Raw genomic sequence first — 25,926 nt, 5'->3', positions numbered from 1 at the left:
ACGCGCGGCGCGTCGCTGGCCGGCGCGTCGTACGCCCGCCGTATGGCCGGCCGCGCCGCGCGACGATCTTGCGATGGCGCGCCACGCGGAACCAGTAAAATACCGCGCGTCCCGGGTCGCGCAGCGCATGCCGCGCGCCCGCTTTCGAAGCAGTCCAAGCACAGCGTTGTTTCGATTCGCTTTTTTACGGAACTCAACGTTTTGTCCACGACGTTATCCACACCAGGTGTGGACAACGTCCCGATGAATGACGAAATTCAGCGCCTATGTCAACGAAGAAGCCCAGCGCGGCCTATAGCGAAGCATCGATCAAGGTGCTCAAGGGTCTCGAGCCGGTCAAGCAGCGGCCCGGCATGTACACCCGTACCGAAAATCCGCTGCACATCATTCAGGAAGTCATCGACAACGCGTCCGACGAGGCGCTCGGCGGCTACGGCAAGCAGATCATCGTCACGCTGCACACCGACCAGTCGGTATCAGTCGAGGACGACGGCCGCGGCATCCCGTTCGGCATGCACCCCGAGGAAGGCGTGCCGGTCGTCGAGATCGTGTTCACGCGCCTGCACGCGGGCGGCAAGTTCGACAAGGCCGCCGGCGGCGCGTACACGTTCTCGGGCGGTCTGCACGGCGTCGGCGTGTCGGTGACGAACGCACTCGCGACGCGCCTCGACGTGACGGTCTGGCGCGACGGCAAGATCGCCGAACTCGGCTTCGCCGACGGCGATGTCGTGAAGCCGCTCACGACGCAAGGCGCGGGCCGCGGCGAGAAGAAATCCGGCACGCGCGTGCAGGTATGGCCGAATCCGAAGTACTTCGATTCGCCGAACCTGCCGCTCGGCGAGCTGCAGCGCCTGCTGCGCTCGAAGGCCGTGCTGCTGCCGGGCGTCGAGGTCGTGCTCGTCAACGAGAAGACCGGCGAACGCCAGACCTGGAAATACGAGGACGGCCTGCGCGGCTACCTGCTCGACGAGATGAATGGCAGCGAGCTGCTGATCCCGCTGTTCGAGGGCGAGCGCTTCGCCGATGCGCGTTCGACCGACGAAACCTTCGCCGAAGGCGAGGGCGCGTCGTGGGTCGTCGCATGGAGCGAGGAAGGTTCGCTGGTGCGCGAGTCGTACGTGAACCTGATCCCGACGCCGGCCGGCGGCACGCACGAGTCGGGCCTGCGCGACGGTCTCTACCAGGCGGTGAAAAGCTTCGTCGAACTGCACAACCTGCAGCCGAAGGGCGTGAAGCTGCTCGCGGAAGACGTGTTCGCACGCGTGTCGTTCGTGCTGTCCGCGAAGGTGCTCGACCCGCAGTTTCAAGGGCAGATCAAGGAGCGCCTGAACAGCCGCGACGCGGTGAAGCTCGTGTCGTCGTTCTCGCGGCCGGCGCTCGAGCTGTGGCTGAACCAGCACGTCGAGCACGGCAAGAAGCTCGCCGAACTCGTGATCAAGCAGGCGCAGGCGCGCACGCGCGCGGGCCAGAAGGTCGAGAAGCGCAAGAGCTCGGGCGTCGCGGTGCTGCCCGGCAAGCTGACCGATTGCGAGACGGAAGATATCGCGCGCAACGAACTGTTCCTCGTCGAGGGCGACTCGGCGGGCGGTTCCGCGAAGATGGGCCGCGACAAGGAATACCAGGCGATCCTGCCGCTGCGCGGCAAGGTGCTGAATACGTGGGAAACCGAGCGCGACCGGCTGTTCGCGAACAACGAGGTGCATGACATCTCGGTCGCGATCGGCGTCGATCCGCACAGCCCGGACGAAACCGTCGACCTGTCGAACCTGCGCTACGGCAAGATCTGCATCCTGTCGGACGCGGACGTCGACGGCTCGCACATCCAGGTGCTGCTGCTCACGCTGTTCTTCAAGCACTTCCCGCAGCTGATCGAACGCGGCCACGTGCATGTCGCGCGGCCGCCGCTGTTCCGCGTCGATGCACCCGCGCGCGGCAAGAAGCCCGCGCAGAAGCTCTATGCGCTCGACGAAGGCGAACTCGAGGCGACGCTCGACAAGCTGCGCAAGGACGGCGTGCGTGAAACCCAATGGAGCATCAGCCGCTTCAAGGGTCTCGGCGAAATGAGCGCCGAGCAGCTGTGGGACACCACGATGAACCCCGACACGCGCCGCCTGATGCCGGTGAAGCTCGGCGAGCTCGACTACGAGTCGACCGTCGCGCGGATGACGATGCTGATGGGCAAGGGCGAGGCAGCCGCGCGGCGCGGCTGGCTCGAGGAAAAGGGCAACGACGTCGAAGCGGACATCTAACCCGCGCGGCCGGGCATGACGCCCGGCCCGGCCTCACGCCATTTACGAATACGGAATTCAGATGGACGACAATACTTCCGATCTCTTCGCCGGGTCCGACGCACCGGATGCCGATGCGCTGACGCTCGGCAATTACGCGGAGCAGGCGTACCTGAGCTACGCGGTCAGCGTCGTGAAGAGCCGCGCGCTGCCCGACGTGTGCGACGGCCAGAAGCCGGTGCAGCGCCGGATCCTGTTCGCGATGAACGAAATGGGCCTCGGCCCCGACGCGAAGCCGGTGAAGTCGGCACGCGTGGTCGGCGACGTGCTCGGTAAATACCACCCGCATGGCGACCAGTCTGCATACGACGCGCTCGTGCGTCTCGCGCAGGATTTCTCGCTGCGCTATCCGCTGATCGACGGGCAGGGCAACTTCGGCTCGCGCGACGGCGACGGCGCGGCGGCGATGCGATACACCGAAGCGCGGCTCACGCCGATCTCGAAGCTGCTGCTCGACGAGATCGACCAGGGCACGGTCGACTTCATGCCGAACTACGACGGCTCGTTCGAGGAACCGAAGACGCTGCCGAGCCGCATGCCGTTCGTGCTGCTGAACGGCGCATCGGGCATCGCGGTCGGCCTCGCCACCGAAATCCCGTCGCACAACCTGCGCGAGGTCGCGGCGGCGGCGGTCGCATTGATCCGCAATCCGAAGCTCACGCACGCGGAGCTGATGAACCTGATCCCCGGCCCGGACTTCCCGGGCGGCGGCCAGATCATCTCGAGCGACACCGAGATCGCGGCGGCCTATGAAACCGGCCGCGGCAGCCTGAAGGTGCGCGCGCGCTGGAAGATCGAGGATCTCGCGCGCGGCCAGTGGCAACTCGTTGTCACCGAGCTGCCGCCGAGCACGTCGGGCCAGAAGGTGCTCGAGGAAATCGAGGAGCTGACCAACCCGAAGCTCAAGCTCGGCAAGAAGACGCTCACGCCCGAACAGCTCAACACGAAGAAGGCGATGCTCGACCTGCTCGACGCGGTGCGCGACGAGTCGGGCAAGGAAGCGGCGGTGCGGCTCGTGTTCGAGCCGAAGTCGCGCACGATCGACCAGACGGAATTCGTGAACACGCTGCTCGCGTACACGAGCCTCGAGTCGAACGCGACGCTGAACCTCGTGATGATCGGCGCCGACGGCCGGCCGGGTCAGAAGGGGCTGCTGACGATCCTCGACGAATGGGTGAAGTTCCGCCAGTTGACGATGACGCGCCGGTGCCGCCATCGTCTCGCGAAGGTCGACGACCGCATCCATATCCTCGAAGGGCGGATGATCGTCTTCCTGAACATCGACGAGGTGATTCGCATCATCCGCGAGGCGGACGAGCCGAAGGCCGCGCTGATGAGCGCGTTCGGCCTGACCGACCGCCAGGCGGAAGACATTCTCGAAATCCGGCTGCGCCAGCTCGCGCGGCTCGAGAAGATCAAGATCGAGAAGGAACTCGAGACGCTGCGCGACGAGAAGGCGAAGCTCGAGGAGCTGCTCGCGAACGAAAGCGCGATGAAGCGGCTGATGATCAAGGAAATCGAGACCGACGCGAAGCAGTACGGCGACGATCGCCGCACGCTGATCCAGCAGGAAAAGCGCGCGACGTTCGAGGCGAAGGTCGTCGACGAGCCGGTGACGGTCGTCGTGTCGCAGAAGGGCTGGGTGCGCGCGCTGAAGGGTCACGGGCTCGACCCGGCCGGCTTCACGTTCAAGGCCGGCGACCACCTGTACGCGGCGTTCCAGTGCCGCACGCCCGACCGCCTGATCGCGTGGGGCAGCAGCGGCCGCGTGTACTCGGTCGACGTGTCGGTGCTGCCGGGCGGCCGCGGCGACGGCGTGCCGGTGACGTCGCTGATCGAGCTCGAATCGGGCTCGCACCTGATGCACTACTTCGCGGCGCCGGCTGACCAGCAACTGCTGCTCGCGTCGAGCAACGGGTTCGGCTTCCTCGCGAAGGTCGGCGACATGGTGAGCCGCGTGAAGGCCGGCAAGGCGTTCATGACGATCGATGCGGGCGCGGTGCCGCTCGCGCCGATGCCCGTGCTGCCGAACGCGACGCAGGTCGCGTGCCTGTCGAGCGGCGGCCGGCTGCTGGTGTTCGGGATGGACGAGATGAAGACGCTGTCCGGCGGCGGCCGCGGCGTGATCCTGATGGCGCTCGACGACAAGGAAACGCTCGTGCAGGCGCTCGCGATCGACCCGGCCGGCGTCGTGCTGATCGGCACCGGTCGCGGCGGCAAGGCGCAGGACGAAACGCTGTCGTACGCGGGGCTCGCGCCGCACATCGGCAAGCGCGCACGCAAGGGCCGCGCGCCCGAGACGAAGCTCAAGGTCGTCAACGAGCTGCGTCCGCTGCTCGGCTGACGCCGCATCCGCGCGCCGGTTCGACCGGCATCGCAGGCCGCACCTCCGCTTCGGCGGGCGTGCGGCCTGTTCTTTTTTGGGCGGCGTATTCAGGTAAGCGACAGTGGCGGCGTCACGCGGAATTTGCAAAATAGTGTGAAATGCCGCCCGGGGTCCGAACCGAGCGGCGGGCCGCCGGTCGAACGTCGCTCGAGACCGCGCGTGACGCGGCTATTAGTTGCACCCAACCCCTATCAGGATTGTCGCCATGTCCCACGCTGTTGCCGTCGCGCTGTTTCTTCACCTGCTGGCCGTCGCCGTGTGGGTGGGCGGGATGGTCTTCGCGAATTTCTGCCTGCGCCCGGCGCTGTCCGACCTGACGCCGCAGCTCCGGCTGCCGCTGATCGAAGGCGTGTTCGGCCGCTTCTTCAACTGGGTGTCGGGCTCGGTGATCGTGATCCTGCTGTCCGGCGGGTTCCTGCTGATGGCATTCGGCGGCGCGCACGCGACGTGGACGCTGCATGCGATGGCGGGGCTGGGCGTCGTGATGATGCTGATCTTCGGCCACATCCGCTTCGCGCTGTTCCCGCGTATCCGCCGCGCGGTGCAGGCGCAGAACTGGCCCGATGGTGCGCGCGCGGTGAACGCGGTGCGCCTGCTCGTCATCGTCAATCTCGTGCTCGGCGTCGTGACGATCGGCGCCGCCGTGCTGTCGCGCGGCTTCTGACCTGCGATTTCGCGGCGCCGTTCGGCGCGCGCCGCCGGCGCGGTGCCGCGCGCCGCTACGCGGCCAGCATCGCGTCGAGCAGCCACGCGCCGGCCGGGCCGAGCGGCCGGTTGCGCGACCAGACCGCATCGACCCGCACGCGGCGCGGCCAGCCGCGCGCGCGCAGCTCGCACAGCCGGTCGCGCGCGAAGTGCTCGACCATCCAGCGCGGCAGCTCGGCCCAGCCGAACCCCAGCACCGCCATCTCCAGCAGCATCAGATAGCTCGGCGCGAGCCAGCGCTGCGTGCCGACGACGATCCGGTCGTCGGCGCCGCGATCCTCCGGTTTCACGTAGGTGTTCAGCCGCAGCTCGCGCGCGTCGCGCAGCGCCGCATGCGGCACGTCGGCGTCGCCGTGGGCGGCCAGCGCGTGCGTGCGCCCGACGAACAGGCCGATCTCGGATTCCTCCGCCACCGTCGCCGCGCCGATATCGGGCGGGTAGACGGCGCGCGCGGCCATCAGCCCGAGCTGCGCGCGACCCTGCTGGATCAGGTCGAGCACGTCCTCGTGCTCGGCGATCTGGCATTCGAGCTCGAGCGCCGGAAAGCGCCGCTCGAGCGCCATCAAGGTTTCCTCGTAACGCTTCGACTGGTACGTATCGGACACGACGAGCGTGAGCCGCGCTTCCTCGCCCTGCGCGAGCCGCGCGGCGGTGCGGTCGATCGCCGCGCCGGCTTCCAGCGTGCGCTGCACCTGCGGCAGCAGCGCGCGGCCGGCATCGGTCAGCGTCGGCGTGCGCGTCGAGCGGTCGAACAGCTGCACGCCGAGATCGATCTCGAGGTTCGCGATCGCTTCGGACACCGTCGACTGGCGCTTGCCGAGCTTGCGCGCGGCGGCCGTGAACGAGCCGAGCAGCGCGGCTTCGGCGAAGGCGAGCAGGGCTTCGGGTGCGTGACGCATGTGGCGGATCTCATCGGGTTGTATCGGTAAAACCGATGATATCAAACTGGATTCATACGGTCGTGCCGATCAGAATGCCACATATGATCTGAGCAAACGAATCGGAGGGAAGCATGAAACAGATGAATAAAACGGTGACGGAACGCCTCGTTCACGCGCTGACGTTCGAACTGGTGGCGATCGCGCTATGCGCGCCGATCGGCGCATGGCTGCTCGACATGCCGGTGTCGCACGTCGGCGTGCTGACGGTGATGGTGTCGCTGATCGCGATGGCCTGGAACATGACGTTCAACACGCTGTTCGACCGCTTCGAGCGGCGCGCCGGCCTCACGCGCACGGTTGGGATGCGGGTCGCGCATGCGGTCGCGTTCGAGTTCGGCCTCGTCGCGATGGTGGTGCCGGTCGCCGCGTGGTGGCTGGATGTGAGCCTCGTCGAGGCGCTGCTGCTCGACCTCGGCATCGTGCTGTTCTTCCTGCCTTACACGTTCTGCTTCAACCTCGCATATGACGCGCTGCGTGCGCGCTGGGTCGCACGCCGCGTCGCGGTGCAGGCAGGCTGAGCGGCAAGCGGCGGGGCGGGCGGTGGCGGCAATCGCAGCCGGCCGTCAATGCGCGACGGCCCACAGCCAAGCGCCGCACGCGATCGCGACCGCGCCGTAGACGGCATACACGGGCAGCTTGAAGCGCGCGAAGCACAGCATCGCAAAGGCGCCCGTGAGCCAGTAGACGGGATCGGCCGGTTCGCGATGCAGGATCTTCACGACGGCGACGACCAGAAAGCCCGTCGTCGCCGCGCGCATCAGGTGCATCCCGTGCTCGAAGCGCGAGTGGCGCTTGAGCCGGAACAGATGGTTCTGCGCGAACACGACGAGGCATCCCGACGGAATGAACAGCGCGGCGGTCGCGAGCAGCGCGCCGGTCCAGCCGTCGGTCAGGTAGCCGAGAAACGGCACGACGTTCAGCAGCGGGCCGGGCGACACGGGCGACAGCGCGAACGCGAGCGTGAAGTCGTGGTCGGAGATGCCGGTCGCCGGCGACACGAACAGCGTCTTGAGCACGGGCAGCGCGGAGAAGCCGCCGCCGAACAGCGTCATCCCGGCGCCGGCGAGCCGCGGCCACAGCAGCGTCATCTGGTAGTCGCCGGACAGCGGCAGCGCGAACAGCGCGACGAGGATGGCGAGCAGCACGAGCAGGTTGCGGTCGCGCTTCGATAGCGTGAAGTCGACCGCGTCGTCTTGCGGCGGCCCGGTCAGCCAGCCGGCTGCAAACGCCGCGAAAAGAATCCCGACGAACGCGGCCGGACTATGCGCGAAAGCGAGCAGAATCGTCGAGAGCGCGGCAATCAACTGTTCGAGCCGCGTGCGCGCGAGCGTACGCAATTGCTTGATCCACGTGACGCCGATCAGCGCGGCGAGCACCATCCCGAAGTGATTGATCAGCATCGGCGCGGCGAGCGAGCGCACGATCGGCGTGCGGTAGAAGATCGCGAACAGCGTCATCAGCAGGAAGAACGGCAGCACGCTCGCGATGCCGGCGATCCACGCGCCGATGCGCCCGTGCAGCGTCTGGCCGACCTGCACCGCGACATTGCAGCCGACCGGGCCCGGCACGAGCCACGCGAGGGCGATGAAATCGGCGAACACGTGCGGCTCGATGCGCTGCAACCGGTCGACGTAGTGGCGTTCGAGCTGGGCCATCATCGACAGCCCGCCCCACGACACGGCGGAAATGCCGGCGATGACCTTGAACAAGGTCCATAGGGAGGCCTGTGCCGGTTCGACACGTTCGGCCGCTTCGACTTCGACGGTTGTCATGACTATGCTGTTGGCGCTGGGCCTGGTCTCGCGCTTGAAATCGTGCCGGCGGCCCGCCGACACGGTGGCCCTCCCGATTGTCCGCCGCGCATCGTGACACTGCCATGCGCGAAAACGCTAGTAAATGGACTAAACAATCGGATCGGAAAACGAAACGATCGGTGGTCCGCGCAACCGGTGCCGCGCAGGTGCCGCGCGCGTGGCGGGCTCAGGCGCCCGTGCTGCCGGTCGCGCGGTGGGTGAGGACGTCCGGCCGGGCGCCGCGCACGCCGAAGCGTGCGATCAGCGCCGGAATCGCGTCGGCCGGCACGGGGCGCGAGAACAGGAAGCCCTGCGCCTCGATCTCGCCGAGCGCGGACAGCCACGCGATCTGCTCCTCGGTCTCGGTACCCTCGACGACGACCGTCAGGCCGAGCGAGCGCGCGAGATGCACGATCGACGACACCATCACGCACACGCTGCGATCGTTCGGGATGGCCTGCACGAACGAGCGGTCGACCTTCAGCGTGTCGACGGAGAAGCGGTGCAGGTAGGACAGCGACGAATAGCCGGTGCCGAAATCGTCGAGCGCGATCCGGATGCCGAGCTTCTTCAGCGCGACGATCTTCTCGGACACGAGCTCCGGGTATTCCATCATCGCGGTCTCGGTAATCTCGATCTCGAGCCGGTTCGCGTCGATGCCGGTGTCCTGCAGCGCCTGGGAAATCGTCTCGATCAGGTCGCCGCGCCAGAACTGCACCGGCGAGATGTTGATCGCGAGCGTCAGCGTGTCGTGGCCGTCGTCGCGCCAGCGCGCGATCTGCTCGCACGCGGTGCGGATCACGAAGTCGCCGATCGGCACGATCAGGCCCGTCGATTCGGCGATCGAAATGAATTCGTTCGCGGAGATGATCCCGTGCTCGGGGTGGTCCCAGCGCGCGAGCGCCTCGAAACCAGTGATCGTGCGGTGCGTCAGGTCGATCTTCGGCTGGTAGGCGAGGAACAGCTGCCCTTCGGCGAGCGCGACGCGCAACTGCTGTTCCCAGCGCATCAGGTGGTCCGCGCGGTGCGACAGGTGCGGCGCGTAGAACTGATAGCAGTTCTTGCCGGCGTCCTTCGCGCTGTACATCGCGAGGTCGGCCTTCTTCAGCAGGTCGATCTCGCTTTCGTTCGCGACGCTGTGCAGCGCGATGCCGATGCTGGCGTGCAGCACGAACGAACTGCCGCGCACGTCGAACGGCTCGCCGAACATCCGGATGATCGCCTCCGCGAGCCGCACCGCGCGCCGTTCGATGTCGTCGCCCTTCATCACGACCACGAACTCGTCGCCGCCGATCCGCGCGAGCGAGCCTTCGTCGCCGACCGCATCCGACAGGCGCGACGCGGTCATCTGCAGCACGATGTCGCCGGCGTTGTGGCCGAGCGTGTCGTTGACGGTCTTGAAGTTGTCGAGGTCGATGAACAGCAGGCCGAGCCGCGACAGGCTGGCCGGCATCGACACGTCGTTGCGCAGCCCGCGCAGCGTCGCGTAGCGGTTCGCGAGGCCGGTGAGCAGGTCGTATTCGGCGAGCTGGGTCATCTCGCGCTCGCGCCCCAGCAGCTTGCCGATCAGCCCCGTCGCGACGCTGAAGAACGCGAGCATCGCGAGCGTGATGAAGCTCGTCATCAACAGGTAGACGTTGCGCGTGTGGGAGTAGTCCGCGAATTCCTCGGTCTGCGACAGCCCGACCATCACCGCGAGCGGGTAGCCGTCGAGGTGGCGGTACGACACGATGCGCGTCACGCCGTCGATCGGGTCGATGATCGTGCCCGTCACGCGCTCGGCGATCGGGTACACGCCCGACGCGGAGAACGCACCCGGTGCGTTGCTGACCGAGCCGGTGCGCCGCGCGAGCACGGCGCCCGTGTCGGACACCACGGCGATCACGCCTTCCTTGCCGATCGCCGCGTTGTTGTAGAAATCGTTGGTGAAGTAGCTCGGGTCTTCCGACACCACGACGATGCCCGCGAAGCTGCCGTCCGGGTTGTTCAGGCGCCGCGTCATCTGCAGCGTCCAGTGGCTCGACACGCGGCCGAACACCGGCTTGCTGATGTACAGGCGGTCGTCGTTGTGCGCGAGATGGACCTTGAAGTGTTCGCGATCCGACAGGTTGATCGGCTGCGGATGGATGTCGGCCGTGTTCGCGAACAGGATACCCTTCGCGTTCACGAGCGAGACCTGGATCAGCGTGTCGCTCGGCACGACGCCTTTTTCGACCGCGCTCGCGAGATTGAAGTGCGCGGGCGATTTCTCGAACTCGAACTTGACGAAGCGGGTGATCTGGTCGACCTGGTGGATCGCCTTGACGGTGTGCTGCTCGAGCGCGGACGACAGGATCGCCGCGGATGCCGCCGCTTCCTTGTACGCGCTGTCCTTTTCGACCGACAGTCGCGCGATGATCACCGCCCACAGCAGCGCAAGCGCCAGCATCCCGAGCAACGGGATCGCGAACAGCGCACGCCGGCGCGATTTGCGCGGCGCGCGCAGCGGCCGGGTCGGCGGCGTGTGGTTGGACCGGGCGGAGCTCATTGAAGAAGGGCGGCGTCCTGCTCGCTTGCGCCATCCTCGTGGGGATGGCCGGCTATGGTTGGGGTCGCCCCGGCGTCTGTTCGTTCGCGGGATGCGCAACCATGGACAGACCCGCCGAAGCGACGGATTAGGCCCGATATTACTGGCTGGAACGTTTTTGCGATAGACGGGCAACCTCAGGGCGTCGGCCGGGCCATCGCACGTGGCGAAACGACGAAACGTCAGGCGGGCATCTGGAACGTGCCGTCCACGACCGTCACGACGTTGCCGCCGATCCAGATCGTGCCGTCGTCGTCATAGCGAACGGCAATGCGGCCGTCGCGGCCGATCGCCGTGCCCTGGCGGGCCGTATACGACGTGCCGGGGCGGCGCTGCTGGCGGCTCAGCAGCTCGGCCAGCGCGGCGTTCGCGCTGCCGGTGGCGGGATCCTCGCCGGTGCCGAAACCGTCGCCCGTCATCAGGCAGCGGATTTCGAACGTCGCGGGGCCGTCGTCGGGGTGGGGCGCGTAGGCCGCGAGGCCGTGCGTGCCGTAGCGATGGGTGAGGGCCTCGAGCGCGGCCGGATCGGGCGCGAGGCCGATGCAGGCCTCGACCGACGTGAGCCGCACGACGAGCCACGGCGCGCCGTTGTCGACCGCGCACGGTTCGGCGTCCGGATCGATCGCATTGCTGCGCAACGCGGCCGCCAGCACTGGGTAGTCGGCCCGATCGAGCGGCGTGAACCGTGCCGGCGGTGCGGCAAATGCCCAGCCGTCGGCCTGCTCGCGCAGTTCGACCTGCCCGACGCCGCATTGCTGGATCAGCACGCCCGGCGTGCGCGGTCGCGCGCCGCTTTCCAGGAACGCATGCGCGGTGCCGAGCGTCGGGTGGCCGGCGAACGGCAGTTCGCCGCCCGGCGTGAAGATCCGGACGCGGTAATCGGCCTCCGGTTCGGTCGGCGTGCACACGAACGCCGTTTCCGACAGGTTCGTCCAGCGGGCGATCGCGAGCATGTCGTCGTCGCCGAGCGAATCGGCGTCGAACACGACCGCGAGCGGGTTGCCCTTGAACGGCACCGACGTGAAGACGTCGACCTGCTTGAAACGGACGCCGTGGCTAGTCATCGTGACGATCGCGTGACGTAAGTTACGCGACTTCGGCGATCAGCTCGATCTCGACGCATGCGCCGAGCGGAATCTGCGCGACGCCGAACGCCGAACGCGCATGCTTGCCCGCATCGCCGAACACTTCCGCGATCAGTTCCGACGCACCGTTCGTGACGACGTGCTGTTCGGTGAAGTCGAGCGTCGAGTTGACGAGGCTCATCAGCTTCACGATGCGCGTGACCTTGTTCAGGTCGCCGGTGTGCGCGTGCAGCGTCGCGAGCAGGTCGATCGCGATCGAGCGGGCGGCCGCCTTGCCGTCTTCCGTCTGCAGATCCGCGCCGAGCTTGCCGGCCCAGACCTTGCCGTCCTTTTTCGCGATGTGGCCCGACAGGTAGACCGTGTTGCCGCTTTGCGCGCTCATCACGTAGGCGGCGGCCGGTGCGCCGGCGGTCGGGAGCTCGATGCCGAGCGACTTCAGTTTGTCGTAGACGTTAGCCATGCGTTCGATTCCTCGTAGAGAGTCGTGACAGGAAAAAGCGGGCGATCAGAGGCGCTCGCGCAGCAGCTTGCCGAGCCGCGCGACGCCTTCCTCGATCTTCTCGGGCGGCACCGTCACGAACGACAGGCGCAGCGTGTTCTGTTGGGCATCGTCCGCGAAGAACGGCGCGCCCGGCACGAAGGCGACGTGGTTGTCCACGGCCGTGGCGAGCAGCTTCATGCTGTCGATCTGCGCGGGCAGGTTCACCCAGATGAACATCCCGCCTTCCGGACGGTTCCACGTGACGCCTTCCGGCATGTGGCGTGCCAGCGACGCGAGCATCGCTTCGCATTGCGCGCCGTACAGCTGGCGGATCGTCGGGATGTGCTCGTCGAGGAAGCCGTCCTTGATCACTTCGTGCGCGATGCGCTGCGTGAGCGTCGGCGTGTGCAGGTCGGTGGCCTGCTTGGCCTGCACGAGCTTGAAGTGGAGTTCTTCGGGGGCAATGATGTAGCCGATCCGCAGGCCCGGCGCGAGCACCTTCGAGAACGTGCCGAGGTGCACGATGTGGTCGGGCGCCATCGACAGCATCGTCGGCAGCGGCTCGCCCTGGTAGTTCAGCGCGCCGTACGGGTCGTCTTCCAGCACCGGGAACGGGCTCGACTGCGCGAACGCGGCGAGCGCGCGGCGGCGCTCGACGGGCAGGCGGCGGCCGGTCGGGTTCTGGAAGTTCGGCTGCGCGTACAGCAGGCGCGCGCCTTGGGTTAGTTCGGGCGTGAGGCCTTCGGGCAACAGGCCCTGCTCGTCGGTCGGCACCTGCACGTAGCGCGGCTCGTACAGCGAGAACGATTGCAGCGCGCCGAGGTAGGTCGGGGTTTCGACGAGGATCGGGCTGTTCGGATCGATCAGCGCCTTGCCGAGCAGGTCGAGCGCCTGCTGCGAGCCAGTCGTGATCAGCACCTGCGACACGCGCACGCTGTAGCGCTCGGCGATCCATTCGCGCAGCGGCAGGTAGCCTTCGGTCGCGCTGTACTGGAGTGCGGCGGCCGGCGCGTCGCGCAGCACGCGGTCGGCCGCGGCGCGCATGCGTTCGGCCGGGAACGTCGCCGGAGCCGGCAGGCCGCCTGCGAACGAGATGACCTCGGGGCGTTCCGTGACCTTCAGGATCTCGCGGATCGCAGAGCTCGTCAGCTTGCGGGCGCGTTCGGAAAGCTGCCAGTGCGGCGGATGCAGGTCGGTCGGATTCATAGTCTCCTCGTTCGGATATCGGGTCAGTCAAGAAAGGTCGATCAGGCAGATTGCGTCGACGCGGCCGGGTAGGCATGCGGGAGCGCAAGCGGGCCGTCGCGGCCGGGTGGGCAAAACCGTTCTGGCAAAACAAACATTATGGCGCACCTCATCAACCGGCGCGAGCAGCACGCGGCGCCGTGGCCACGGCCGAGCGCCGGCCGAGCATCACGGTCGCGATCACGGCGGCCGCGAACAGCCAGGTGGACGGCGTTACCGTCTCGCCGAACAGCAGTGCGGAGAAGGCGATCGTGAAGAAAATCTGCAGCAGCTGCACCTGGCCGACGCGCGCGATGCCGCCCATCGCGAGGCCCGCGTACCACGCGAAAAAGCCGATAAATTGCGAAAAAAGGGTCACGTAGCCGAACGCGAGCCACGTGCGCAACGCAAGCGGGGCCGGATGCGCGACGTGCTGCGTCCACGCGAGCCAGCCGACCGGCAGCACGAGGAACGGCGCGGACACGACGAGCGCCCAGCAGATCACCTGCCAGCCGCCGATCTGACGCGCGAGCCGCGCGCCTTCCGCATAGCCGAGCGCGCCGATGCCCACCGCGACGAGCATCAGCGCGTCGCCCGCCTGCACGGTGCCGCCGCCGTCGCGCAGCGCGAACGCGATCACGAGCGCGCTGCCCGCCAGCGCGCTGGCCCAGAACGCCTTCGACGGGCGCTCGTGCGACAGCCACGCCGCGTACAGCGCGACGAACAGCGGCTGCAGGCCGTTGACGACCGCGCCGTGCGACGCGGGCACGGTTTTCATCGCCCACGCGGAGAACACCGGATACGCGATGATCACGCCGGCCGAGACGACGGCTAGGCTTTTCAGCTGCGCGCGGGTCGGCAGCCGTTCGCGGCGCCACCACAGCAGCAGGCCGGCCGGCACCGATGCGGCGAGCGCGCGGCCGAGCCCGTTGAGCAGCGGATTGAGTTCGGAGACGACGATACGCGTCATCGGCAGCGTCAGGCTGAAGATCATCACGCCGATGAGGCCGAGCAGCATGCCCCGGGTTTCGCGCGAATTCATTACTGGGTGTCTCCGTATTGCCGGGTTTGGCTGGGTTCGTGTAATCGAAGGGGCGGCCGCGCGATCAGCGCAGCGTGCGAGCGCCTTGCGGCGTGTCGAATTCCGCGACGAGCGCGGGCGGGCCGTCGCCGGTTTCGACGTCGAGCAGATGGCCGGCGCCGAGCCAGTCGAGCTGCTCGCGAATCGTGTCCGCACGCGGGTGGACGCCCTTGAGCGCCTTCAGCGCGACGCCGTTGTCCGGCAGCGATTCGGACGGATGACGCGGGCTGTCCCACTGGATCAGCGACGGCGCGAGGCCGTCGCCGGCGCCTTGCCACGCGGGGAACGCGCCGTCGTCGGGCACCGTGAGGCCCCAGCTCAGGTCGCCGCGCCGCATCGCGACGACCGGCGCGATGCGCGCCGGGTACTGGCTCTGCCACAGCGCGAGCTGGCGCGGGCGGTCGACGCGCGCGACCCAGTGCGCGAGGAATGGGCCCTGCGCGAGCCGTGCGTGCATCGCCGGATCGTCGAGGCCGAACAGCCGCGCGCGCGGCGGCGTGGTGTCGTCGCCGGTGGCCGGTGCGTCGGGATCGATCGCGATCACTTCGAGGTACAGCCCGCCCCACGCGCCGAACAGCGCGTTATGGGTGCGCATCAGCGGGTGGCGGCCGCCGCCGGCCGGTTCGATGCCGAGCGTGTTAGTGACGTGGCGCACGCCTTCGTCGAGCGTGCGCGCGGCGATCACGAGATGGTCGAGGGTCAGGGAACGGGCTGGCATGAACGTCGGTCGGGAAGCGAAAGTGTCATGGTGGGCGGACGGGGGCGCCACCGGCCGGTGCCCCGGGCCGCGCTGCGCCGCGCCGCGTGCCGGGCGGTGCGGCACCGCGTGCGGCCGGGCCGGAACGGCGGCCGCACGTCGCCATTCGAGGTCAACTGTAATCGTCCGCACCGGCACAGTAACGGTACAATCGGCGCGATAGCCTTCGGTACAGTTGGAGTTGCCCGCCCGTGTCCACCGTCCCTCTCGCCCAGATCCCCGCGCCGCACGATACGGCCACGCTCACGCTCGTCGACCAGCTTGTCCAGTGGGCGCGGCGCCGCATCGACGAGCGCGTGTTCCGGCCCGGCATGCGCATGCCGTCGATCCGCAAGCTCGCGCTCGACAAGAGCGTGTCGCGTTTCACCGTCGTCGAGGCGTACGAGCGGCTCGTCGCGCAGGGGTATCTCGATTCGCGGCGCGGCTCCGGTTTCTACGTGCGCGAGCGCACGGCCGTCGGTCCGCAGCCGGTCGACAACGTGGCGCGCGTGGCGGAGGCCGCGCCCGTGCACAACACGATCGACGTCGTCTGGCTGCTGCGCAACATGCTGCACACCGCCAGCCCGGAAAAAGGGCCGGGTCTCGGCTACCTGCCGGGCCGCTGGCTCGACGGCGAGCTGATCACCGGCTCGCTGCGCGCGCTCGGGCGCCAGTCCGGCGCGCAGATGCTCGGCTTCGGCACGCCGCAGGGCTTTCTGCCGCTGCGCCAGCAATTGCAGACGCGGCTCGCGGAAGTCGAGATCGGCGCGAAGCCCGAGCAGCTCGTGATGGTGTCGGGCATCACGCAGGCGATCGACCTGATCTCGCGCATCTACGTGCAGCCGGGCGACGCGGTGATCGTCGGCGATCCCGCATGGTTCCAGATGTTCGGCCGCTTCGCGTCGCAGGGTGCGCAACTCGTCGGCATGCCGTATACGCCCGACGGCCCCGATCTCGACGCGCTGGAAACGCTCGTGCAGATGTGGCGGCCGAAGATGCTCGTGATCAATTCGGTGCTGCAGAACCCGACCGGCACGTCGCTGTCGGCCGCGCAGGCGTTCCGGATCCTGAAGCTCGCGGAGGCGTACGACTTTCTCGTCGTCGAGGACGACGTGTACGGCGACCTGTGCCCGCCGAGCTACCCGGCGACGCGACTCGCGAGCCTCGATCAGTTGAAGCGCGTGATCTACCTCGGCAGCTATTCGAAGACGCTCGCGGCGAATTTGCGGGTCGGCTATGTCGCCTGCGCGCCGGAGATCGCGAAGGCGATCACCGACCAGAAGATGCTGGTCGGGATGACGACGCCGGAGCTCAACGAGCGCGTGCTCTACAAGATCCTGACCGAAGGGCATTACCGGCGCCACGTCGAGCGCCTGCGCGCGCGGCTCGACGGCGTGCGCGACAAGACCGCGCGGATGCTCGAGCGCACCGGGCTGCGGCTGTTCGCGATGCCGGCGGCCGGGATGTTCCTGTGGGCCGACACGGGTGTCGATTCGGACGCGCTCGCGGCCGCCGCGCACGAGGAAGGATTCCTGCTGACGCCGGGCAGCCTGTTCTCGCCGCAGCAGTCGTCGTCGACGTGGACGCGCTTCAACGTCGCGAACTGCGGCGATCCGGCGCTGCCGGGCTTTCTCGCGCGCTATATCGAGTCGGCGGCACGGCGCGCGTCGTGACGGGGCGGCACGCCGCCCCTTGAAATCCGGCAGCCCGGCCCCAGATACCCGCGCAAACCGCTTGCGCCAGGCGGTCGTCCTTGACGGGCCCACCGGCATCGCGCGCCGGGCGCCCGCGTCACACCATTCAAGTTCAAGTAAGAGGAAACAGCATCCATGGCACACGAAACGATGAGCTTTCAGGCAGAGGTCAAGCAACTCCTCCACCTGATGATTCATTCGCTCTACAGCAACAAGGAAATCTTCCTGCGCGAACTGGTGTCGAACGCGTCCGACGCGGCCGACAAGCTGCGTTTCGAAGGACTCGCGGACAACGCGCTGTACGAGAACGATCCGAACCTGCGCATCCGCATCGGCTTCGACAAGGCCGCCCGCACGATCACGATCGACGACAACGGCATCGGCATGAGCCGCGACGAGGCGATCGCGAACCTCGGCACGATCGCGCGCTCGGGCACCAAGGAATTCTTCACGAAGCTGTCCGGCGACCAGCAGAAGGACGCGGCACTGATCGGCCAGTTCGGCGTCGGCTTCTACTCGGGCTTCATCGTCGCGGACAAGATCACCGTCGAGACGCGCCGCGCCGGCCTGCCGGCGAGCGAAGCCGTGCGCTGGGAAAGCGCGGGTGAGGGCGACTTCACGATCGACGCGATCGAGCGCGCGCAGCGCGGCACGACGATCACGCTGCACCTGCGCGAAGGCGAGGACGAGCTGCTGTCGTCGCACCGCCTGAAGTCGATCATCCAGAAGTATTCCGATCATATCGCGCTGCCGATCCTGATGCAGAAGGAAGAGTGGGATCAGGAAAAGGGCGAGATGGTCCTGAAGGACGAGGACGAGACCGTCAACCAGGCGAGCGCGCTGTGGACGCGTTCGAAGAGCGACATCACCGACGAGCAGTACACGCAGTTCTACCAGCACGTCGCGCACGACCACCAGGATCCGCTCACGTGGACGCACAACCGCGTCGAGGGCCGCAGCGAATACACGCAGCTGCTGTTCGTGCCGGCGCACGCGCCGTTCGATCTGTGGAACCGCGACTACCGCGGCGGCCTGAAGCTGTACGTGAAGCGCGTGTTCATCATGGACGACGCCGAGCAGTTGCTGCCGCAATACCTGCGCTTCGTGAAGGGCGTGGTCGATTCGGCCGACCTGCCGCTGAACGTGTCGCGCGAAATCCTGCAGGAAAGCCGCGACGTGAAGGCGATCCGCGAAGGCGTGACGAAGCGCGCGCTGTCTATGCTCGAGGAACTCGCGAACGCGGAAGAGGATGCCGGCAAGGAGAAGTACAAGACGTTCTGGAGCGCGTTCGGCCAGGTGCTGAAGGAAGGCCTCGGCGAGGATCACGCGAATCGCGAGCGCATCGCGAAGCTGCTGCGCTTTGCATCGACGCACGGCGACACCGACGCCCAGGACGTGTCGCTCGCCGACTACGTGTCGCGCATGAAGCCGGAGCAGAGCAAGATCTACTACGTGACCGCCGATACGTGGCAGGCCGCGAAGAACAGCCCGCATCTGGAAGTGTTCCGCAAGAAGGGCGTCGAGGTGCTGCTGCTGACCGATCGCGTCGACGAATGGATGCTGTCGTTCCTGCATGAATTCGACGGCAAGCCGCTCGCGAGCGTTGCCCGCGGCGATCTCGACCTCGGCGAGCTGAACGACGAGGAAAAGAAGGCGCAGGAGCAGGCGGGCGAGGCGATCAAGCCGGTCGTCGAGAAGATGAAGGAAGCGCTCGGCGACAAGGTGAAGGAAGTGCGCGTCACGTTCCGCCTGACCGATTCGCCGTCGTGCCTCGTCGCGGACGACAACGACATGAGCGGCTACCTGCAGCGGATGCTGAAGGCGGCCGGTCAGAACGCGCCGGCGATGCAGCCGATCCTCGAGATCAACCCGGAGCACGCGCTCGTGAAGCAGTTGAACGCCGAGAGCGCCAGTTTCGGTGACTGGTGCCATCTGCTGTTCGACCAGGCATTGCTGGCCGAAGGCGGGATGCTCGACGATCCGGCGAGCTTCGTGAAGCGAACCAACGCGCTGCTGCTGTCGCGCGCTGCGTGAGCAAGCGGATTCGATTCGACGGCGCACAGGCGGGCTGGCGCGCAACGCCCCGGCCCGGCTGCACGCTCGACCAGCGCGACTGGCTGACGCGCGGCGGTTCGCTGACCGCGCATCTCGCGCGGCTCGGCAGCGTGAGCGTGCGCGTGACGCGCGAGGCCGTCGACTGTCCGTGGTTCGACGAACCTGACGCGCTCGACAGCGCGCCGCGCGCGCCGATGTGGGTGCGCGAGGTGATCCTGTCGGTCGACGGCACGCCGTACGTCGCCGCGCACAGCATCGCGCCGCTCGCGGCCAGCAAGGGTGTATGGCAGGCAATGCGGCGGTTGCGCACGCGGCCGCTCGCGGAGCTGCTGTACAGCGATCCGCAGGTCGAGCGCTCGGCGCTCGTCAGCCGGCGCGTGATCGCCGGTCATCCGCTGTATGCGCTCGCAAGCCATGCGTTGCAGGGGGCGCGGGCGCCGCACGCGTTCGTCGCGCGGCGCTCGGTGTTCCAGCGGCACGGCAAGCCGTTGATGGTCACCGAGTGCATGCTGCCCGCGCTGTGGCGCCATCTCGATGCGCATGGCGACGGGCCGCGCGAGGTCGCGTGATGCTGCAAGGTTTTGCACCGGTCGTCGGGCCGAATACGCACACGATGATTCTCGGCAGTTTTCCGGGCGAGGCGTCGCTCGATGCCGCGCAGTACTACGCGCATCCGCGCAATCAGTTCTGGCGGTTGCTCGGTGCGGTGCTCGGCGAGCCGGGGCTGCACGAGCTTGTGTACGACGCGCGGCTCGAACGCGTGCTTTTGCACGGTATCGGCATCTGGGATGTCCTCGATGCATGCCATCGGCAAGGCAGTCTCGATTCTGCGATCCGGAATGCGAAGCCGAACGACTTTGCGTCGTTGCGCGAGCATGCGCCGTTGCTGAAGAAGGTCTGTTTCAACGGGAAGACGGCGGGGCGCTTTGCCGACGTGATCGGGCAGGCCGGGTATGAAACGCTGGTGCTGCCGTCGTCGAGCCCGGCGAATGCGATGCTGTCGTTCGAGCAGAAGCTGGAGCAGTGGCGGCACATTGCGCGCTGAGCGGCCGAGCGTTGCCGCCGCACTTCACGGCCAGCACTGCAAAGTCGTTGGCGTGGCGTGATCGTCAGGCGGCGAATACGACCTCGATATGCCCTTCGACGTCCGACTGACGATCCGGTCCGACGACAATTTGCACGTCGCGTCCGAGCTTCGCCAGACATTCGAGCATCTTCGTTTCGCTGACGCCGCGAAACTGCCCGCGCAGCATGTTCGACAGTTTCGGCTGCGTCATGCCGAGCAGCCGGGCCGCGTGCTGCTGCGTCCATTTGCGCGCCTTGATGATCTCCGCGATCTTCGCGGCGAGTTGAGCCTTCACTCGCATTTCGTCTGCATCGCGCATGCCCAGGTCAGCGTAGACGTTCGTGCTGCCCTGTTCGATTTCGATCATCGCCTTTCTCCTTTTGCGTGAGCCTCGGCCGCTTTCAGACGTTCGCGGACCAGATCGCCGTCCGGCTTGGGTGTCGCGATGCCGCTCGATGATTTCTTCTGTCCGGATCCGTCGGTGAATTTATCCCTATTTGGGTATATTTTCAAGGTGCGCGCGGGAACACCAAGCGGCCGTTCCATAGAGCGCGGTCGCGGCGTATCGATGGTGGAGAGGGGCGGTTATTCCGGATGCGTATCGCGCCTAGTGATCACTCGTCCTTCCCCCATCTCCACCGGGGCTTTTCTCCCGTGATCCAGCAAACGGCGGTCAGCAGCGCGACCAACGCCACGATGCACGCACCGTATGCGAATGGCGCTCGTTTCGGCGGCAGAAGCCATGCAGTGACGCCAATCCCGATCGCGAACACCAGCAACACGACCCAACCTTGCCACGCGACCGGCAAACCCCATCCCCATCCGTAGCGCTTGGCCGGAAACCAGATCTTTTTGTCGTTCGAGGTCATATGACTCCCTGTCGTCAGTAGTCTTCGCGTTCTCGCGGATGGCGAACTGCAAGGATCGTCACCGTTCGGCACATCCTGCATGCCCGAAGCGCATGCAAGTCGCCCGCATGGCCGGGCGACCCGTCCTGCGCTTGCCTGGCGGCCGCCCCCCTCCCACCAATGCTATCCTCTCGTCCGCTCATCCGGCATCACCCAGCATCACCCTGCGAGATTCAATCATGTCCCGACTCATCAAGCGCGCGTCCGCCGAGGCGCGCGCGTTCAAGCAACGCAAGGCGTCCGCCTACAACGGCTCCGACAAGCTCCAGCCGCCGCGCATGAAGCGCCGCCCGGAAATCGACGAACACGACGACGTGCCCGTGCTCGAAGCGCCGCGCAAGCCGCGCTTCGCGCCCGTCACGTTCTCGGAAGAGCGCGGCGTGCGCTTCCTGCACTTCGGCACCGAATGGGTGCAGGGCGCGATGCGGATCTCGAAGCCGCTGCACATCGAGCTCGAATACGCGCAGCAAATGATGGCGTGGCTGCTGTTCCTCGAAACGCCCGAGCGGATCGTCCAGCTCGGGCTCGGCACCGGCGCGCTGACCAAGTTCTCGCACCGCTTCCTGTCGCACGCGAAGGTCGAAGCCGTCGAACTGAACCCGGCCGTGATCGTCGCGGCCCGCACGATGTTCGCGCTGCCGCCCGACGACGAACGCCTCGTCGTGCACGAAGCCGACGCATGGGACTTCGTCAACGATCCGGCCAACCGCGGCACGACGGGCGCGCTGCAGATCGACCTGTACGACGCGACCGCGCGCGGCCCGGTGCTCGACAGCGTCGCGTTCTACCGCGCGGTGCGCGGCTGCCTCGCCGACGCGGGCATCGCGACGATCAACCTGTTCGGCGACCATCCGAGCTTCGTGCGCAACATGAAGCACCTGAACGCGGCGTTCGACCATCGCGTGATCGCGCTGCCGGAAGTGCACGACGGCAACCGGATCGCGATCGCGTTCTCGGGCCCCGTGCTCGACGTGTCGTTCGCGCAGCTGGAAGCACGCGCGAAGCTGATCGAGGACACGCTGAAGCTGCCCGCGCGCAAGTGGGTGAAAGCTTTGAAAGAAACGACCGGCGCACGCGAATCCTCGTTCGCGATCTGACGCTCGTGCGCCGGCTACATGCCGGTGCAACCCCCCGACTGGGGGCGGATCACCTCGGGTTCGCCCCTGCTTGACCGCGTGCCCGCGGCTCCTATACTGGCGCGAAGCCAGGGGAGCCGCAGCCTACCCGTTTCGCCGCTCCTCCCGGCGCCGTACCCGCTCAACAAGATCGATAACCGGGAAACAAGAGGAGACGTCATGGCTCACGATGCCGACGCCAATCGGGCCGCGAAGCGCTGGCTCTGGCTGCTGGTGCTGCCGCTGATCGCGATGGTCTGGGTACCGTCGTACAGCAAGATCGAACCGCAATGGTTCGGCTTTCCGTTTTTCTACTGGTACCAGCTGCTGTGGGTCTTCATTAGCGCGGTGATTACCGCGTTCGTCTATTTCAAGACCAAGAACGCGTGGAAGGCGAGCGGCCCGCAGGGAGGTGCGCAATGAACCTCGGCGCAACCTTCGTCTTCGTGCTGCTGTTCATCGGCGTCACGATCATCGGTTTCCTGGCCGCGAACTGGCGGCGCGGCGATCTCGCCCATCTCGACGAATGGGGCCTGGGCGGCCGCCGCTTCGGCACGATCGTCACGTGGTTCCTGCTCGGCGGCGACCTCTACACGGCCTATACGTTCGTCGCGGTGCCCGCGCTGGTGTTCGGCGCCGGTGCGATGGGCTTCTTCGCGCTGCCCTATACGATCCTGATCTATCCGTTCGCGTTCGTCGTGTTCCCGAAGCTGTGGAGCATCGCGAAGCGCCACGGCTACGTGACGGCCGCCGACTTCGTGAACGCACGCTACGGCAGCCGGATGCTCGCGCTCGCGATCGCGGTGACGGGCATCCTCGCGACGATGCCGTACATCGCGCTGCAGCTCGTCGGCATCGAAGTCGTGATCGGCGCGCTCGGTTTCGACACGACCGGCTTCGTCGGCGACCTGCCGCTCATCATCGCGTTCGCGATCCTCGCCGCGTACACGTACACGTCGGGGCTGCGCGCGCCCGCGATGATCGCGATCGTGAAGGACGTCCTGATCTACGTCACGATCGCAGCAGCAGTCATCGTGATTCCCGCGAAGCTCGGTGGCTTCGGGCACATCTTCGCGTCGGTTCCGCCGGCCAAGCTGCTGCTGAAGGCGCCCGACGCGATGAGCCTGAACGGCTACAGCGCGTACGCGACACTCGCGATCGGTTCCGCGCTCGCGCTGTTCCTGTATCCGCACTCGGTCACGGCGATCCTGTCGTCGTCGTCGGGCAACTCGATCCGCCGCAACATGGCGATGCTGCCCGCGTACTCGTTCGTGCTCGGCCTGCTCGCGCTGCTCGGCTACATGGCGCTCGCCGCGGGCGTGAAGGACATGCCGCAGTACGCGCCGTACTTCAAGGCGTTCGGCCCGAACTTCGCGGTGCCCGCGCTGTTCCTCGAGTATTTCCCGTCGTGGTTCGTCGGCGTTGCGTTCGCGGCGATCGGCATCGGCGCGCTGGTGCCGGCGGCGATCATGTCGATCGCGGCCGCGAACCTGTACACGCGCAACATCCACCGCGAGTTCGTGAACCGCAACATGACGCACGCGCAGGAGACGCACGTCGCGAAGCTCGTGTCGCTGATCGTGAAGGTCGGCGCGGTTGCGTTCATCCTCGGCTTGCCGCTGACGTATGCGATCCAGCTGCAGCTGCTCGGCGGGATCTGGATCATCCAGACGCTGCCGGCGATCGTGCTCGGCCTCTACACGCGCATGCTCGACCATCGCGGCCTGCTGGCCGGCTGGGCGGCAGGCATCGTGTGCGGCACGTGGATGGCGATCTCGCTGAAGCTGGCCGGATCGATCTTCACGATCCATCTGTTCGGTCTCGCGATTCCCGGCTACGCGGCCGTGTGGTCGCTGATCGTGAACCTGGTGGTGTCGGTGGCGGTGAGCGTGCTGGTGCGCGTGATGGGCATGACGCACGCGGAGGACCGCACGCGGCCGGAGGATTATCTCGACGTCGTCGAGAGCTGATACGGGCGGCGCGGCCGCGCGCCGCGCATCGCGCCGCAACAACGACGCCCGTCACTGCGAAGTGGCGGGCGTTTTCGCTGGCGTCAGCCCTGCGCGCGTTTCGCGAGATCCTCGCGCTGCGACAGATCCTCGACGTTGACCATCCAGTGCACGCCGAAACGATCCTTCGCCATCCCGAAGCCGAGCGCCCAGAACGTCTTGCCGAACGGCATCGTCACTTCGCCGCCGTCGGCGAGCGCATTGAACAGCTTCTGGCCTTCCTCGACCGTCGCCGGGTTCAGCGACAACGAATAACCGGCGTGCGTGCCGCCGCCCGGCTGGCTGCAGTCGCCGTCCGAGCACATGATCATCGAGTCGCCGATCGTGAAGCTCGCATGCATCACCTTGTCGGCCATCTCCGGCGTCATCGGGTAATCGGGATTGGGCGGCGCATCCTTGAAATGCATCTTGAACATCGTCTTCGCGCCGAGCGCCTTTTCGTAGAACTGAAGGGCTTCTTCCGCGCGGCCATAGAACGTCAGGTACGGTTGGACTTGCATCGTTGTCTCCTGTTGACCGGGCTGGCGTGTCGGGGCCGGCCCGGGTACTTCGACGATTGACCGGGAAGAGCGCGTCGGGATGCGGCCGGCGCACTCGTGACGTGGATTGTAGTGCGCGCGCTTGACGATGGAATGAAAAATAAAACGGCCGCGAACACGAGGTTCGCGGCCGTTCGCGGCGCGTGCTGACGGCTGTTGTCAGCGTTGCTGACAGTTCAACTGACAGCAGTGATGCGCGGTGCGGATCAGCGCAGCGAGTCGATCAGCTTTTCGAGCTTCACCGCGTCGGCGGCGAACACGCGGATGCCTTCGGCGAGCTTTTCCGTCGCCATCGCTTCGTCGTTCAGCTGGAAGCGGAACGACGCCTCGTCGATCGCGACGCGCTCGGTCGGCTTGTCGGGCAGCGCGTCCGGCGACAGCTTGCGCTCGACCGTGTCGTTGCTGTCCTGCAGCTTCTGCAGCAAGTCGGGGCTGATCGTCAGCAGGTCGCAGCCCGCGAGCTCGGTGATCTGGCTCGTCGTGCGGAAGCTCGCGCCCATCACTTCGGTGTTGTAGCCGAACGTCTTGTAGTACGTGTAGATGCGGCGCACCGACTGCACGCCCGGATCGTTCGCGCCGCCGTTCTTCGCTTCATCCCAGTCGGCGCCGGCCTGCTTCTTGTACCAGTCGTAGATACGGCCGACGAACGGCGAGATCAGCTGCGCGCCGGCTTCCGCGCTCGCGGCGGCCTGCACGAGCGAGAAAAGCAGGGTCATGTTGCACTTGATCCCTTCCTTCTGCAGCACTTCGGCCGCGCGGATGCCTTCCCACGTCGACGCGAGCTTGATCAGGATGCGCTCGCGGCCGATGCCGGCGTCTTCGTACAGCTTGATGAGTTCGCGACCCTTGTCGATCGAGCGCGGCGTGTCGAACGACAGGCGCGCGTCGACCTCGGTCGACACGCGGCCCGGGATCAGCTTCAGGATCTCGGTGCCGAATGCGATCAGCAGGCGGTCGATGATGAAATCGGCGGATTCGTCGCGGTGATCGCGGACGGTTTTCTCGAGGATCGGCTTGTACGCGTCCTTCTGGACGGCCTTCAGGATCAGCGACGGGTTCGTGGTCGCATCCTGCGGCTTGTATTGCGCAAGCTGCTGGAAATCGCCCGTGTCGGCGACGACGGTCGTGTACTGCTTCAGCTGGTCGAGTGCGGTAGTCATGGCGATTCGGGAGGAGGGCGCGGGGCGCCGGGGTTCTCACGGGCCGCGCGAGCGCGGCGGCGAAGCGAAGCGGCGCCGGGCGCCGCCTCCGATT

23 protein-coding genes are annotated in these 25,926 nt (G+C 67.0%); 11 read left to right on the top strand and 12 right to left on the bottom strand.

All coding sequences use genetic code 11. The annotated features are described in order from the left end of the window. Positions 1–266 precede the first annotated feature (266 nt). From ACP26O_RS12145 to ACP26O_RS12135, 3 genes are all read left to right on the top strand, one after another. Positions 267–2,249, top strand: a complete 1,983-nt coding sequence (locus tag ACP26O_RS12145) for a DNA topoisomerase IV subunit B (RefSeq protein ID WP_105833031.1) — start codon at positions 267–269, stop codon at positions 2,247–2,249. Between the two features lie 61 nt (positions 2,250–2,310). Beyond that, positions 2,311–4,632, top strand: coding sequence for a DNA topoisomerase IV subunit A (parC, locus tag ACP26O_RS12140; RefSeq protein WP_175665021.1), 2,322 nt, complete (start codon positions 2,311–2,313; stop codon positions 4,630–4,632). Positions 4,633–4,879: 247 nt separating this feature from the next. Further along, positions 4,880–5,338: a CopD family protein gene (locus tag ACP26O_RS12135; RefSeq protein WP_012364396.1), complete on the top strand. Its 459-nt coding sequence runs from the start codon at positions 4,880–4,882 to the stop codon at positions 5,336–5,338. Positions 5,339–5,393: 55 nt separating this feature from the next. Here the strand turns inward: ACP26O_RS12135 and ACP26O_RS12130 are convergent, their stop codons facing one another. Further along, a complete protein-coding gene (locus ACP26O_RS12130; protein ID WP_175665020.1) occupies positions 5,394–6,278 on the bottom strand; it encodes a LysR family transcriptional regulator in 885 nt (294 codons plus the stop codon). Between the two features lie 113 nt (positions 6,279–6,391). On the opposite strand from ACP26O_RS12130, the gene ACP26O_RS12125 reads away from it, so the two are divergent. Beyond that, complete coding sequence (locus ACP26O_RS12125; protein ID WP_175660217.1) at positions 6,392–6,838, top strand: multidrug/biocide efflux PACE transporter; 447 nt, start codon at positions 6,392–6,394, stop codon at positions 6,836–6,838. Between the two features lie 45 nt (positions 6,839–6,883). Here the strand turns inward: ACP26O_RS12125 and ACP26O_RS12120 are convergent, their stop codons facing one another. The 7 genes from ACP26O_RS12120 to ACP26O_RS12090 all read right to left on the bottom strand — a co-directional run bounded on the left by ACP26O_RS12120 (position 6,884) and on the right by ACP26O_RS12090 (position 15,268). Then, positions 6,884–8,092, bottom strand: a complete 1,209-nt coding sequence (locus tag ACP26O_RS12120; RefSeq protein ID WP_175665019.1) for a chromate transporter — start codon at positions 8,090–8,092, stop codon at positions 6,884–6,886. 208 nt (positions 8,093–8,300) lie between these two features. Next, positions 8,301–10,640: a bifunctional diguanylate cyclase/phosphodiesterase gene (locus ACP26O_RS12115; protein WP_165751821.1), complete on the bottom strand. Its 2,340-nt coding sequence runs from the start codon at positions 10,638–10,640 to the stop codon at positions 8,301–8,303. Between the two features lie 221 nt (positions 10,641–10,861). Beyond that, a complete protein-coding gene (locus ACP26O_RS12110) occupies positions 10,862–11,743 on the bottom strand; it encodes a PhzF family phenazine biosynthesis protein (RefSeq protein WP_175665018.1) in 882 nt (293 codons plus the stop codon). 22 nt (positions 11,744–11,765) lie between these two features. After that, the gene (locus ACP26O_RS12105) at positions 11,766–12,224 is read right to left on the bottom strand and encodes a RidA family protein (protein WP_006478174.1); all 459 of its coding nucleotides are present in this window, start codon (positions 12,222–12,224) and stop codon (positions 11,766–11,768) included. Between the two features lie 45 nt (positions 12,225–12,269). Beyond that, positions 12,270–13,451 carry a PLP-dependent aminotransferase family protein gene (locus tag ACP26O_RS12100; protein ID WP_011657566.1) on the bottom strand — a complete coding sequence of 394 codons (1,182 nt, stop codon included), beginning with the start codon at positions 13,449–13,451 and terminating at the stop codon, positions 12,270–12,272. A gap of 151 nt (positions 13,452–13,602) precedes the next feature. Then, a complete protein-coding gene (locus ACP26O_RS12095) occupies positions 13,603–14,511 on the bottom strand; it encodes a DMT family transporter (protein WP_124626763.1) in 909 nt (302 codons plus the stop codon). Positions 14,512–14,575: 64 nt separating this feature from the next. After that, entirely contained in the window at positions 14,576–15,268 is a 693-nt protein-coding gene (locus tag ACP26O_RS12090) for a VOC family protein (protein ID WP_175660214.1), read from the bottom strand. A 230-nt stretch (positions 15,269–15,498) separates the two neighbouring features. Between ACP26O_RS12090 and ACP26O_RS12085 the strand changes: the two genes are divergently transcribed. The 4 genes from ACP26O_RS12085 (at position 15,499) to ACP26O_RS12070 (ending at position 20,080) form a co-directional block, all read left to right on the top strand. Beyond that, entirely contained in the window at positions 15,499–16,959 is a 1,461-nt protein-coding gene (locus tag ACP26O_RS12085) for a PLP-dependent aminotransferase family protein (RefSeq protein WP_006752869.1), read from the top strand. A gap of 156 nt (positions 16,960–17,115) precedes the next feature. After that, positions 17,116–19,014: a molecular chaperone HtpG gene (gene htpG / locus ACP26O_RS12080; RefSeq protein WP_175665017.1), complete on the top strand. Its 1,899-nt coding sequence runs from the start codon at positions 17,116–17,118 to the stop codon at positions 19,012–19,014. Positions 19,015–19,022: 8 nt separating this feature from the next. Continuing rightward, on the top strand, positions 19,023–19,604 hold the full coding sequence (locus ACP26O_RS12075) for a chorismate--pyruvate lyase family protein (protein WP_175665091.1): 582 nt from the start codon (positions 19,023–19,025) through the stop codon (positions 19,602–19,604). Continuing rightward, positions 19,604–20,080, top strand: coding sequence for a DNA-deoxyinosine glycosylase (locus tag ACP26O_RS12070; RefSeq protein ID WP_175660212.1), 477 nt, complete (start codon positions 19,604–19,606; stop codon positions 20,078–20,080). Before ACP26O_RS12075 ends, ACP26O_RS12070 begins: the two co-directional genes overlap by 1 nt. 64 nt (positions 20,081–20,144) lie before the next feature. Here the strand turns inward: ACP26O_RS12070 and ACP26O_RS12065 are convergent, their stop codons facing one another. Both ACP26O_RS12065 and ACP26O_RS12060 read right to left on the bottom strand, forming a co-directional pair. After that, entirely contained in the window at positions 20,145–20,468 is a 324-nt protein-coding gene (locus tag ACP26O_RS12065) for a helix-turn-helix domain-containing protein (RefSeq protein ID WP_138847374.1), read from the bottom strand. Between the two features lie 247 nt (positions 20,469–20,715). Then, positions 20,716–20,970 (bottom strand): hypothetical protein, encoded by a 255-nt coding sequence (locus tag ACP26O_RS12060; RefSeq protein ID WP_175660211.1) that lies wholly within the window; start codon positions 20,968–20,970, stop codon positions 20,716–20,718. Positions 20,971–21,188: 218 nt separating this feature from the next. On the opposite strand from ACP26O_RS12060, the gene ACP26O_RS12055 reads away from it, so the two are divergent. The 3 genes from ACP26O_RS12055 (at position 21,189) to mctP (ending at position 24,094) form a co-directional block, all read left to right on the top strand. Then, the gene (locus ACP26O_RS12055) at positions 21,189–22,106 is read left to right on the top strand and encodes a spermidine synthase (protein ID WP_105833018.1); all 918 of its coding nucleotides are present in this window, start codon (positions 21,189–21,191) and stop codon (positions 22,104–22,106) included. A gap of 198 nt (positions 22,107–22,304) precedes the next feature. Continuing rightward, positions 22,305–22,547, top strand: a complete 243-nt coding sequence (locus tag ACP26O_RS12050) for a DUF3311 domain-containing protein (protein ID WP_006754439.1) — start codon at positions 22,305–22,307, stop codon at positions 22,545–22,547. Next, complete coding sequence (gene mctP, locus ACP26O_RS12045) at positions 22,544–24,094, top strand: monocarboxylate uptake permease MctP (protein WP_175665016.1); 1,551 nt, start codon at positions 22,544–22,546, stop codon at positions 24,092–24,094. The genes ACP26O_RS12050 and mctP overlap by 4 nt, the downstream gene beginning before the upstream one ends. A gap of 83 nt (positions 24,095–24,177) precedes the next feature. Here mctP and ACP26O_RS12040 read toward each other — a convergent pair whose 3' ends face one another. Together ACP26O_RS12040 and tal are read right to left on the bottom strand one after the other, a co-directional pair. After that, a complete protein-coding gene (locus tag ACP26O_RS12040; protein WP_012364380.1) occupies positions 24,178–24,633 on the bottom strand; it encodes a VOC family protein in 456 nt (151 codons plus the stop codon). 245 nt (positions 24,634–24,878) lie between these two features. Beyond that, entirely contained in the window at positions 24,879–25,832 is a 954-nt protein-coding gene (gene tal, locus ACP26O_RS12035) for a transaldolase (protein ID WP_175665015.1), read from the bottom strand. Positions 25,833–25,926: the final 94 nt, after the last annotated feature.

The organism is Burkholderia sp. R-40, from assembly GCF_049942845.1.
Lineage (GTDB): Bacteria > Pseudomonadota > Gammaproteobacteria > Burkholderiales > Burkholderiaceae > Burkholderia > Burkholderia ambifaria.
Note: the sequence above shows the minus strand (reverse complement) of the source record. Positions and strands in the feature narration are given on the sequence as shown.